General features: G+C 30.2%; 9 protein-coding genes. 6 read left to right on the forward strand and 3 right to left on the reverse strand.

Annotation, left to right across the window (positions count from 1 at the left end):
* Positions 1-9: 9 nt before the first annotated feature.
* Both L8U04_RS02785 and L8U04_RS02790 read right to left on the reverse strand, forming a co-directional pair.
* Positions 10-3,522: an acyl-[ACP]--phospholipid O-acyltransferase gene (locus L8U04_RS02785; RefSeq protein WP_263660938.1), complete on the reverse strand. Its 3,513-nt coding sequence runs from the start codon at positions 3,520-3,522 to the stop codon at positions 10-12.
* Positions 3,523-3,591: 69 nt separating this feature from the next.
* Positions 3,592-4,200, reverse strand: a complete 609-nt coding sequence (locus L8U04_RS02790; RefSeq protein ID WP_263664430.1) for an NAD(P)H-dependent oxidoreductase — start codon at positions 4,198-4,200, stop codon at positions 3,592-3,594.
* Positions 4,201-4,333: 133 nt separating this feature from the next.
* Here L8U04_RS02790 and L8U04_RS02795 point away from each other — a divergent pair, with 133 nt between their 5' ends.
* The 4 genes from L8U04_RS02795 (at position 4,334) to gltS (ending at position 10,060) form a co-directional block, all read left to right on the forward strand.
* Positions 4,334-5,467, forward strand: coding sequence for an efflux RND transporter periplasmic adaptor subunit (locus L8U04_RS02795; RefSeq protein ID WP_263709352.1), 1,134 nt, complete (start codon positions 4,334-4,336; stop codon positions 5,465-5,467).
* Entirely contained in the window at positions 5,464-7,395 is a 1,932-nt protein-coding gene (locus tag L8U04_RS02800; protein ID WP_263709353.1) for an ABC transporter permease, read from the forward strand. The genes L8U04_RS02795 and L8U04_RS02800 overlap by 4 nt, the downstream gene beginning before the upstream one ends.
* A 1-nt stretch (position 7,396) precedes the next feature.
* Entirely contained in the window at positions 7,397-8,737 is a 1,341-nt protein-coding gene (locus L8U04_RS02805; RefSeq protein ID WP_263709354.1) for a TolC family protein, read from the forward strand.
* Positions 8,738-8,851: 114 nt separating this feature from the next.
* On the forward strand, positions 8,852-10,060 hold the full coding sequence (gene gltS, locus L8U04_RS02810; protein WP_133318821.1) for a sodium/glutamate symporter: 1,209 nt from the start codon (positions 8,852-8,854) through the stop codon (positions 10,058-10,060).
* A 28-nt stretch (positions 10,061-10,088) separates the two neighbouring features.
* On the opposite strand, the gene nth is transcribed toward gltS, so the two are convergent.
* A complete protein-coding gene (nth, locus tag L8U04_RS02815) occupies positions 10,089-10,712 on the reverse strand; it encodes an endonuclease III (protein ID WP_133318822.1) in 624 nt (207 codons plus the stop codon).
* Between the two features lie 78 nt (positions 10,713-10,790).
* Between nth and L8U04_RS02820 the strand changes: the two genes are divergently transcribed.
* Together L8U04_RS02820 and fbaA are read left to right on the forward strand one after the other, a co-directional pair.
* Positions 10,791-11,606, forward strand: a complete 816-nt coding sequence (locus L8U04_RS02820; protein WP_133318823.1) for a peptidylprolyl isomerase — start codon at positions 10,791-10,793, stop codon at positions 11,604-11,606.
* Positions 11,606-12,670, forward strand: a complete 1,065-nt coding sequence (gene fbaA, locus L8U04_RS02825; RefSeq protein WP_263664432.1) for a class II fructose-bisphosphate aldolase — start codon at positions 11,606-11,608, stop codon at positions 12,668-12,670. The genes L8U04_RS02820 and fbaA overlap by 1 nt, the downstream gene beginning before the upstream one ends.
* Positions 12,671-12,677: the final 7 nt, after the last annotated feature.

Below are 12,677 nucleotides of genomic sequence, written 5' to 3' on the forward strand. Positions count from 1 at the left end.
CTTTGGGAATTAATTTTCTTGCAAGATTTTAGCTAAATCTTTAGCACCTTTTAGATCCACTTTGCCAGAGCCTAAAAGTGGGATTTGTTCTACCTTAAAATATCTACTTGGTTTAAAAATAGCAGGCATAGTAGAGTTTTTAATTGCTTCACAAATTCCTTCAAAATCTTGCTCTTGGCATTCTACTAATAAGCATACCATTTCACCTTTTTTATCATCATCTAGTGCAACTGCGCAAAATTTTACTACATCTGTATTGATAAATTTAGCAATTTCTTCTTCTAAAGCTCCTAAAGATATCATCTCACCACCAATTTTTGCAAAACGAGAATAACGATCTACTATATATAAAAAGCCATCCTCATCTACATGGCCTTTATCGCCGGTATTATACCAGCGTATGCCATCGATTTCTTTGATAACTTCATCGGTTTTTTCTTTATTGTTTAAATAACCCACCATAACCTGATGGCCACCAATGAGTATTAATCCATCTTCTCCATGATTTAAACTTTCATAAGTAGATGGATCTACTATGCGTATAGCACTTCCTGGTAAAGGCATACCTACACTACCTTCTTTATTTGCACGGTGTAAAATCCAATAGTCAGGATCAAATTTATTCGGTAAATTTACACTTGCAACTGGAGTGGTTTCAGTGGCTCCATAGCCTTCAAAAATAGGTTTTTTAAATTTAATTTCAAAGGCAGTTCTTACTTCGCTTTTGAGTTTTTCAGCACCTGAAACGATAATCCTTAGGCTTTCAAACATAATCGCATCAAGTTTTTTATTTCTTGCATAAATACCTAAAAAAGTTGAAGTAGCACACATAATGCTAACATTGTTTTTTACTATAGCTTTTGCTACACCTAGTGCATCTGTTGGATCAGCATGTGTTATGCTTTTAATCCCTTCTAATAAAGGCATAAAAGTAGTTACAGTTAATCCAAAAGCATGAAAAGGTGGCAAAGAAGATAAGACAACATCTTCATTTTTTGCACATAATACATCTGAAATTTGAGCTATATTGCTTAAAATATTGCGATTATTTAGCATTACCCCCTTAGGTGTTCCCTCGCTACCACTACTAAATAATATAGCAGCTATGGCAAGGTTTTGTTTATTAGATGCAAATAATGCTTTTATTAAACAAGTAGGTAAGATACTTACTAAAGCAAGCATAGAAAAGATTTTGAGTTTTTGTCTTTTAAAGTTTGCGATAATATCTTCCATAAAAATAATTCTAACATGCTCTTCAAATTCTAGTTTTATGCCTTTATTTTCTAATTTTTCCATAAATTTTCTAGAAGTATAAATTTGTTGAATTTGAGAGCTTTGAATGGCTTGATTTATTGCTTTTACACCTGCTGTGAAATTTAAATTTACCACGATTTTATTTGCAAGTAATACAGCTAGATTACAAAGAGAGCTAGCCATGGAAGCAGGGAGCAAAATTCCTATACATTCTTCTTTTGGAGCATAGCTTCCTTGGGTAGGTTGTATATTTAACTCATGTGATCTATTTTTTATAAAAGAGCTAAAAACTAGACTTAAAGCAAGCATTTTTCTATAAGTAATACCACCTATTAAAGGATCAACAATAGCTATTTGACTTAAATTTCTTTTAGCGCTATCTATCCAAGCTCTAGCTATAGTATGCATACTTTCACATTGAGATTTCCAAGCAATAAATGAAAGTTCAAAAACCTTTGCTTTAACCACTTCTTTTTTAGTGTGTATTGGCAAGCTTTTTCCAAAAGCAATAGCGATTTTTCTTTTGCTTATTTTGCGGTTTCTTGCTGAAAATTCTTCATCACTTCTTGAAAAAGCACTTCCCCAAAGTCCTCTAATATAAAAAGGTAAAATCACTCCATCTTGCTCTTCTAATTTTGAGCAAACTAACTCAAATCCACCTTTAAATTCATTAAGCTGTCCATGGCGTGAAAGCACTCCTTCTGGGAAAAGGCAAACTAAATTTCCATTTTTAATATGCATAGCAATAAGCTCTAAGCTTGATTTGCTAGAAGCACTTGAAACAGGAATAACTCCAAATTTATCAAGAAAAATTCTAATATACCACTTAGAATAAATGCTTTTTTCCATAACAAAATAAATTTTTCTTGGTATAGCCATTTGCACAATAGCCCAATCTATAAAAGATATATGATTACCAAGCAATAACGCTCCACCTTTTTCAGGAATATTCTCAAAACCTTCTACCAATAAACGGTAGCGTTGAAAAAACGCTATACTCATTAATAAACGCACTAAAGAAAAAGGCAATTTACTTAGCACATAAATGCTTCCAAAAAATGCCACAGCGATGATAAAATAAAACAAATTTATCACTTCAATTTTAACATAAGCAGCAAAAGTAGCTAGTGCTAAAAAGCCTAACATAAAAATATTTTGTATGAAATTATTTCCTGCTAAGACTTTTCCTAGTTCATTTTCTTTTGCATGAAATTGTATTAGAGAGTTTAAAGGTATGATAAAAAATGCTCCGCTTAAACCAAAAATAAAAAACACTACACTATAACTTAGTAAGTTTTCTAAAAATGGCATTAAAATGCTCATTAGAAAAACCCCTAAAGCACCTAGTGGTATAAGACCTAATTCGATGTAATTTTTAGAAAACTTACCACTAACAAGCGATCCTATAATCACTCCTATACCAGAAAAAGCTAAAGAGCATTGTACATAAAAGGTATTTTCTATAAAAAGATCATTTTTTGCATATACAGGAAAACTCACTAAATAAAGTTGTGATATGGCCCAAAAAAGTGAAATTCCTATAATGCAAAGCCAAATAATTTTATGAGAAAATATTGTTTTTAAATTAGAGGTTAAAAGCTTTCCTTGTAAATATTGTTTTTTATCAAAACTTAAATTTTTATCTTCTTCTTTTAAGCTAGGAAGTTTATAAGCTAAAAAAAGTTCTAATAAAGCAAAAGCTATTAATACAAAACCCAAAGGTGCAATTTGTGTTAAAATATCCGAAGGAGTGTTAAAATTTGACTCAAAAAGCATTTCAAAGCTTAGAGAAAATACTGCCATACCGGCTAAAATAGCCACAATACTTACTGCATTGACAGCTCCATTTCCCATAGCTAAAAGCTCTTTTCCTACTAATTCTTTTATAAAGCCATATTTTGCAGGAGAGTATAAGGCAGATTGCACTCCCATGATAAAAGTCATTGTAAATGCAAGCCAAAATGCTCCAAGATAATAACACAAACAAATAATACAAGTTAATATTACTGAAAATAATGCAGATATTTTCATGATTTTATTTTTAGGAAATTTATCCGCTAAAAATCCAGATGGTGAAAGCATAAGAATAAAAGGCAAAAGCATTAAAGCATTGACAATAGCAGTTAGAAAAAGTTGGGTGCTATCTTCATAAAATTTATAAATGGTATTTTGTATGATGATTTTGTGTCCTAAATCCACAAAAGCATTAATAAAAGCTACTGCTAAAAATGGCAATACGCCAAAAATCTTTAAAAAATTTCCTTGCATTTAAAACTCCATTTTATTTTAAAAATATTATTTTATTATATAAAATTTAAATGGAGTTTTGATATTTGATTAATCTTTAAATTCTACCACTTCATTAAATGCAAAACGAGCTTTTTCTGTACCAGAATTTTTTTGGGCATGTCCTAGAGCAATGAGCATAGATACTCTTTGTTTAGCGGTGTCTAAATTTAAATATTGATTGATTTTATCTTTATCAAAACCACCGATAATACACGAACCCAAATTTAAACTATAAGCAGCATTGATAATATTTGCAATAGCAAGATGACTTTGCTCTTTTGCATAAATAAAACTTTGTTCTAAATCCATTGCGTCTAAAAATGGCTTATAGGTTTGCAAGCGTTTATTTAACTCTTCTTGGCTTAAACCACGCTTTTTTAGTTTTTCTTCAAAATAATCTTTAAAATCAGCTCTTGAGATCACAACAATAATAGCAGCACAATTTGCTACATGATTTTGATTGTTAGCTATTTTGGCAATTTCTTTTTTATGTTCATCTTTTTGAAAAACTAAGAATTTCCAAGGTTCAAGTCCTAAAGAACTAGGAGATAATCTAGCACATTCTAAGATATATTCTAAGTTCTCTCTAGAAATTTTTTCTTGAGTATATGCTCTAATAGAAGAGCGATTTTGCATTAAATTTAAATAATCTTGCATATAATTTCCTTATTTTTAGTTTAATTTATCTTATATCTTATAAGCTTTAAAATTGTTAAAATTATATTTTATTGCTACAATTTTATTTTTACTTCATACAAATATTTTATTATACGGTTTTTAAAGGATTAAAATGAAAAAAATAATTTATTTGAGCATATTTTTGATTATACTTATTATAGGGATGTATTTTTTCTTTTTTGCAAATAAGGAAGAATATAATTATCTAACTTATGAGGTTAAAAAACAAGACATTACTCAAAGCATAGAAGCAATAGGTGAAGTTTATGCAAAAACCCAAGTTGATGTTGGTGCACAAGTTAGTGGGCAAATTACTAAACTATATGTAAAATTGGGCGATCGTGTTAATGAGGGTGATTTAATCGCACAAATTGATAAAGATAAACAACAAAATGATTTAGATATTACCAAAGCTAGACTTGAAAGTGCAAAGGCAAATTTAGAAAGTAAAAAAATTGCTCTTGATATAGCTACTAAACAATACCAAAGAGAGCAAAAGCTTTATGCTAAAAAGGCTACCTCTTTAGAAAATCTTGAAAATCTTAAAAATACTTTTTATGCCTTAAGAGCAAATGTGGCTGATTTAAAAGCTCAAACTACTCAACTTGAAATTTCTTTAAAAAATGCTCAAAAAGATTTAGCTTATACTACTATAACTGCACCTAGTAAGGGTGAGATTATCAATGTAGCAGTTGAAGAGGGGCAAACTGTAAATGCAAACCAAAATACACCAAGTATAGTGCGTTTGGCTGATTTAAGTGAAATGGAAATTCGTATGCAAATAGCTGAAGCTGATATTAATAAAATTAGTGTTGGAAAAAAGGTTAAATTTAGTATTTTAAATGAGCCTGATAAAAAATATGAAGCAACTATTTCAAGTATAGATCCAGCAAATACTACCATAAGTGATGCAACAAGCAATACAAATTTAAACTCAAACTCAAGTACTAGCACTAGCGCTGTGTATTATTATGCAAGGGTTTTTGTAAAAAATGATAATAATTTTTTACGCATAGGTATGAGTACAGAAAATGAAATTGCTATTAAAACAGAAAATAATACTTTAGTTATACCAACTTTAGCTATAAAAAGCGATACAAGTGGTTATTATGTAGAAATTTTAAAAGCCAATAATATAAGTGTAAAAACACCTGTTAAATTAGGCATCAAAGATAGTTTAAATACTCAAATTTTAGATGGTATTAATGAGGGCGATTTAGTTATCATAGGTAAAAATAAAAAATGATACGCTTAGAAAATATACAAAAAAAGATTAATAATACAACTATTTTAGAAAATATTAATCTTTATATTCAAAAGGGAGAATTTGTAGCCATTATAGGACAATCAGGAAGTGGTAAAACCTCTCTTTTAAATATTATAGGCACACTTGATGAGCCAAGTAGTGGAAAATACTTTTTAGATCAATATGAAGTTACAAATTTAAGCAAAGATGAAAAAGCAAGAATTAGACGCGAAAAAATTGGTTTTATTTTCCAAAGATATAATTTGCTTAGTCTTTTAAATGCTAAAGATAATGTAGCCTTACCTGCTGTTTATGCAGGAAAAAACAAACAAGAAAGATCGCAAAAGGCTAAAGAATTACTTTCTTTTTTAGAGCTTGATCATAAAGAATTATCAAAGCCAAATGAACTAAGTGGTGGGCAACAGCAAAGAGTTTCTATAGCAAGAGCTTTGATGAATGGTGGTGAGCTTATTTTAGCAGATGAGCCAACGGGTGCGCTTGATTCTAAAAGCGGTAAGATAGTTTTAGAAATTTTAAATAAACTAAATGAGCAAGGACACACCGTAGTTTTAGTCACTCATGATAGGGAAATAGCTGCTAGAGCAAAAAGAGTTATAGAAATTAAAGATGGTAAGATTATAAGCGATAATGGTGTAAAAAAAGCAGATGAAATAAAAACTAAGTTAATGCCAAAAGAGAAAAAAAGCTTTAATTTGCTTAAAAATCAGCTTTTTGAAAGTTTGAAAATGTCTATAACTTCCATTGTAGCACACAAGCTACGCTCTTTGCTTACTATGCTTGGTATTATCATAGGCATAGCTTCAGTAGTTTGCGTGGTTGCTTTAGGACTTGGAGCCCAACAAAATATACTTGCTTCTATTAGCTCTATTGGGACTAATACCATAGAAGTTGTTTCAGGGCGTGGTTTGGGAGATATTCGATCAGGTAGAACAAGGCTTAATTTAAGTGATTTAAAAACCTTAAGCTCTTTGCCTTATTTAGAAGCAGTAGAAGCAGATGTGGGTAAAATAGGGGTGGTAACTTATAAGAATAATTCTTTACAAGCTAGAATTTATGGAGTAGGACCAAATCATCTAAGACTTAGAGGTTTTGTGATGGTAGATGGTAGGTTTATTAATAATGAAGATATAAAAGATAATACTAATATTTGCATTATAGATGAAAATGCTTTGAGAATTTTATTTGATAATATCAGCGTTAAAGATGTTTTAGGTAAAAGCGTGATTTTTAACAAGCAACCTTTAACTATAGTTGGTGTTTTAAAAAAAGAAAGAGATAATAAAGGCTTTAGAGCTGATGAAAATACCATTAAAATTTATACTCCTTATTCTACTTTGATGAATAAAATCACAGGAGATAAACAAATAAGAGCCATAGTAACTAAGGTAAAAGATGAGGTAAATCCTGCTTTAGCTGAAGAGGCTATGGTAAAAATTTTAGAGATTAAACGCGGAAAAAAAGATTTTTTCACTATAAATTCTGACGCAATTAAAAATGCCATTGAGGAAAATACTGCTACTTTGACTTTACTTATTTCTTCTATTGCAGTGGTATCTTTGATAGTAGGTGGTATTGGTGTGATGAATATCATGCTTGTTTCAGTAAGTGAGCGCACAAGAGAAATTGGAGTTAGAATGGCTATTGGAGCTAGAAAAGAAGATATTTTAATGCAGTTTTTAATCGAAGCTGTGTTGATTTGTTCTTTAGGAGCTATTTTTGGAGTAATGCTTTCTTTTATCATCATTGAAGTATTTAATTCTTTAAATTTTGGTTTTACGATGATACTTTCATTAAATTCAGTATTTTTAGGGCTTTTAAGTTCGGTTTTAATCGGAGTGGTTTTTGGATTTTTCCCAGCAAAAAATGCAGCAAATTTAAATCCTATTAGTGCTTTATCAAAGGAATGAGATGAGAATATTTTTATTATTTTTTATAGCCTTTTTTTTAAATGCCTGCATAGGTGTAAAATTAGAGCAAGTATCTCAAGAACAAATAAAAAAAGAATATTTTGAAGATTTTAACGCAAGCAAGGCTTGGTGGGAAAAATATAACAATCAAGACTTAAATAATATCTTAAAAGCTATTATTGATAATAATAAAGACTTAAATATAGCAAGGGTTAATTTTTTAAGTACTTTAGCTAGATATAAGCTTTTAAATTTAGATCTTTATCCTACTTTGAGTGGAAATTTTGGTGCAAATATAAGAAAAAATTTAAACAATGGCACAAAAACGCATAGTTTTTCAAATGGCATTATGTTAAATTATGAGCTTGATATATATGGCAAAATTTCAGATCAAGTTGCTAGTTCTGAATTTTTAGCAAAAGTAAGTGAGTATGAGTTACGCTCTTTAGAGCTTGATACGATTAATTTAGCGATAAATAGTATTTTTGAATTTATTTATTTCAATGATGTAGATCATTTATTAAACAAATATTTAAAAAATCTAGAGCAAATGCTAGAAATTTATACTACTAAACTTAATTATGGAAAAGTTGAATATATAGATCTTTTAAATATTAAAAAATCTTTATTAAACACTAAACAAAATATCATTACAAATTTGCAAAATAAAGACTTAACTCTTAAAAATATAAAAGACTTACTGGGTAAAGATGATGAGCATTTGATTAATAAAATGCTAAATTATACTCTTGAAGATTTTTCTTTGCAAAAAATTAATTTTGATATAGAATTAAAAATGCTTGCTTATAGACCACAAGTTCAAGCAAAACTAAATCAACTTATGGCTTCTTACAAGGATTATACAAGTGTGCAAAAAAGTATTTTACCTAGCATAAAAATATTGGGAAATTTAGATGGGAATGATAAGAATATTGATGAGAGTTTTAAATTTTTAATTTTAGGAGGCAATGTCGCCATTGACTTACCATTTTTGGACTTTTATAGAGTAAAACAAAATGTAAAAATTTCTGAATTAACATACCAAGCTCGTTTGGTTGAATATAAAGATGTATTACAAAGAACTATCCATGAATTTAATTTTTGTTATGAAAATGACAAGTATTATAATGATTTGTTAAAATTAGTAAAAGACATTAATGTTAATCAAGAAAAAATTACACAGCTATATTTAGAAAAATATGAATTAGGTCGCAGTGAATTAAAAGATTATCTTGATGCGGACGCTTTGTTTATAAATTCACTCCAAGAGCTTAGCAGAGCAAAGCTATCTTTGCTTAAAAATATTAATTTATATCATAATATTGTTTTAATTTCAGAGTAAAAAAGACTAAAAGTGTTTCATTTTGTAATATTATAAGAAAAGAGTGTTGTTTATTTGCGTTGTTTTAAAGTCATTTAGAATACAATTGATAAATAAATCAAACAAAGGAGAATTATGAAATTTGATTTTTATGCAACGCTAGTTACTATGGTTATAGTATTGCTTTTAGGCGTATTTGTCATTAAAAGGGTAAAATTTCTTCGTGATTATAATATCCCTGAGCCAGTTGTTGGTGGTGGGATTGCTGCGATTATTCTTTTGATCTTACATAGTTTCTTCTCATTGGATATTAAATTTGATGAATCTATGAAAGATCCTTTAATGCTTGCATTTTTTTCAAGTATTGGTTTGTTAGCTGATTTTGCTTCTTTAAAAAAGGGTGGAAGAAAATTAGCAATTTTTTTAGTTGTTGTTGTTGGCTTGCTTTTTGCGCAAAATATAGTTGGCATAGGTGTGGCAAGTGCTATGGGGCAAAATCCACTAATGGGACTTATAGCAGGTTCTGTTACAATGAGTGGTGGTCATGGAACAGGTGCAGCATGGGCAGCTGAATTTATTAAAGAACCTTATTTTTACTCTAGTGCAACTACTGTTGCTATTGCTTGTGCTACTTTTGGGCTTATTTCAGGTGGTATCATAGGTGGGCCTGTCGCAAGATATTTAGTCAATAAATATAAGTTAGTAGTTCCAAAGCAAAATGATGATAAAGATGCGATTTTAAATTTCCAGTCTCCAGAAAAAGAAAGACTAATCACACCTTCTTCTTTTATAGAATCTTTGGCATTAATTGCTTTATGTTTATTAATAGGTAGTGCTTTGTCTACTTATATTAAAACAAATACAGGTTTTACTTTACCAACTTTTGTGTATTGTCTTTTTGTAGGTGTGGTTTTAAGAAATGTTTTATCAGCTACAAAAATTCATCATGTATTTGATAGAGAAGTATCAGTTTTAGGTAATGTAAGCTTGTCTTTATTTTTAGCTTTAGCTCTAATGACTATTAATCTTTGGGATTTAGTAACTCTTGCACTACCGATGTTGGTAATTTTAGCTGTTCAGGTTGCTATGATGGCTGCTTATGCTATATTTATCACTTTTAGAGTATGTGGAAAAGATTATGACGCAGCAGTTTTAGCAGCAGGGCATTGTGGTTTTGGTTTGGGCGCTACTCCAACAGCTATGGTAAATATGCAAACTGTAACAAATCACTATGGTATGAGCCATATGGCATTTATTATTGTACCTTTAGTGGGTGCGTTTTTCATAGATATAGTAAATGCTTTAGTGATCAATGCTTTTTTGTATCTACCATTCTTTCATTAAAATCATCTAGCACTAAATTGGTGCTAGATTAAATTTTCTTATCTTTACTTTTGCATAAATGATTTAAAAAACACTCTTTGCATAAAGGATTTTTAGCTTTACATGTATAACGCCCAAAAAGCACCATAGCTTGATGAAGATAGTTTAGATTATCTTTAAAAATTTTAGTTAAGTCTTTTTCGGTTTCTTCAGGAGTTTTGGCTTTGCTAAGATTAAGTCTGTGTGAAACTCTAAATACATGGGTATCTACAGCCATGCAATTAGCCCCGCACCATTCTATCATCACTACATGTGCAGTTTTTTGTCCTACACCTGCTAGAGTTTTCAAATCTTGCTCGTCCATTGGAATTTCACCATTAAATTGCTCGCAAACTGCTTGAGCCATTTTGATTAAATTTTGTGCTTTATTATTATAAAATGAGCAAGAATTAATCAAAAGTTTTAAAGAAGATAAATTTGCCTTAGCTAAATCTTGCACACTAGGGTAAGCTTTAAATAAAGCAGGTGTGATGAGATTAACCCTTTTATCAGTACATTGAGCTGAAAGCATAACACAAACTATAAGTTCATAAGCATTACTAAAAACTAATTCTGTTTTTGCTTGTCCAAAATGTTTTAAAAATAATTCTTTAATCTCTAAATTTCTTTTCATAAACTTATTGTATGTTAATCGGCTTTAAATAAAGTTTAGATATAATAAAATCAACAAAACTATTTCAAAGGAAAAACAATGAAAAAAATTTCTTTAGTTGCTGCGGCTTTATTAACAGGTTTGAGTTTAAATGCTGCGGTGGTTGCAACCCTTGATGGAAACAATATTAGCGATACAGAAGTAAATGAGTTTTTTGCTCCTATGTTAAGAGGTGCTAAAATCACTGACTTACCAGCTGAACAAAAAAAAGCAATCATTGATCAATATATCATCCAACAACTTGTATTAAAAGACGCTAAAGCTCAAAAAATAGAAAATGATCCTTCATATAAAGAAGAATTAGAGCGTGCTAAAGAAGCTATCATGGTAAATATCTATCAAAAGAAAATTTTTGATTCTATCAAAAATGATGATGCTAAGGCTAAAAAATACTATGAAGCAAATAAAGATAAATTTACTAAACCAGCTCAAGTAAAAGCTAAGCATATTTTGGTAACTAGTGAAAAAGAAGCTAAAGATATTATTGCCGAGCTTAGTAAGTTAAGTGGAAAAGCTTTAAATGATAAATTTGCTCAACTTGCAAAAGAAAAATCAATCGACAAAGGTTCTTCGGCTCAAGGTGGTGATCTTGGATGGTTTGCTGAATCAACTATGGTAAAACCATTTGCTGATGCAGCTTTTTCTATGAAAAAAGGTACTATTTCTAAAACACCAGTAAAAAGTGATTTTGGATATCATATTATTTTAAAAGAAGATGCTAGAGCGAAAAGTACTATGAGTTATAATGAAGTAAAAGCAGGTATTGAAAGCAATATCAAAATGGAAGAATTTAAAGAACTTATGAATAAAAAAGCTCAAGAGCTTCGTCAAAAAGCAAAAGTGGAATATAAATAATGGGTGTATTAGATCTTGTCAAACCAGGTGTTTTAAGTGGCGATGATCTAAATACCGTATATAATTATGCAAAAAAAGAAGGATTTGCTATCCCTGCGGTAAATGTCGTGGGGACAAATTCTATTAATGCGGTTTTAGAAAGTGCTAAAAAAGTTAATTCACCTGTGATTATTCAATTTTCAAATGGTGGAGCTAAATTTGTAGCAGGAAAAGCTTGTCCAAAAGCTGATGTGCTTGGTGCTATAAGTGGTGCAAGACATGTGCATTTAATGGCAAAAGCTTATGGAGTTCCAGTAATTTTACACACAGATCATGCTGCTAGAAAATTACTTCCTTGGATTGATGCTTTGATTGAAGCAAATATTGAGTTTAAAAAAGAAACAGGTAAGCCTTTGTTTAGCTCTCATATGATTGATTTAAGTGAAGAGGATTTAGAAAGTAATCTAGGCACTTGTGAGAATTATTTAAAACAAATGTCTGAGCTTGGAATTTCTTTAGAGCTTGAGCTAGGATGTACGGGTGGTGAAGAAGATGGAGTGGATAATACTAATATTGATAATGCAAAATTATACACTCAGCCTGAAGATGTAGCATTAGCTTATGAGAGACTTTCTAAAATTAGTGATAGATTTTCAATTGCAGCTAGTTTTGGTAATGTACATGGAGTATATAAACCAGGAAATGTGATTTTAAGACCTGAAATTCTTAAAAACTCTCAAAATTATGTAAAAGAAAAATTCAATCTTGGTGATGATAAACCAATCAATTTTGTTTTCCATGGTGGCAGTGGTAGCGATATAGAGGATATCAAAGCAGCACTTAGCTATGGTGTAATTAAGATGAATATTGATACAGATACACAATGGGCTTTTTGGGATGGTGTTAGAGAATATGAGCTTAAAAATAAAGCTTATTTGCAAGGCCAAATTGGTAATCCAGATGGAGAAGATAAGCCAAATAAAAAATATTATGATCCAAGAGTATGGCTTAGAGCGGGCGAAGAGAGTATGATCAAACGCTTAGAATGTGCTTTTAGCGATTTAAATTGTATTGATAGAAACTAAGAGTTTT

The sequence above is a fragment of the Campylobacter sp. IFREMER_LSEM_CL908 genome (assembly GCF_025771545.1).
GTDB classification, from domain to species: domain Bacteria; phylum Campylobacterota; class Campylobacteria; order Campylobacterales; family Campylobacteraceae; genus Campylobacter_D; species Campylobacter_D lari_D.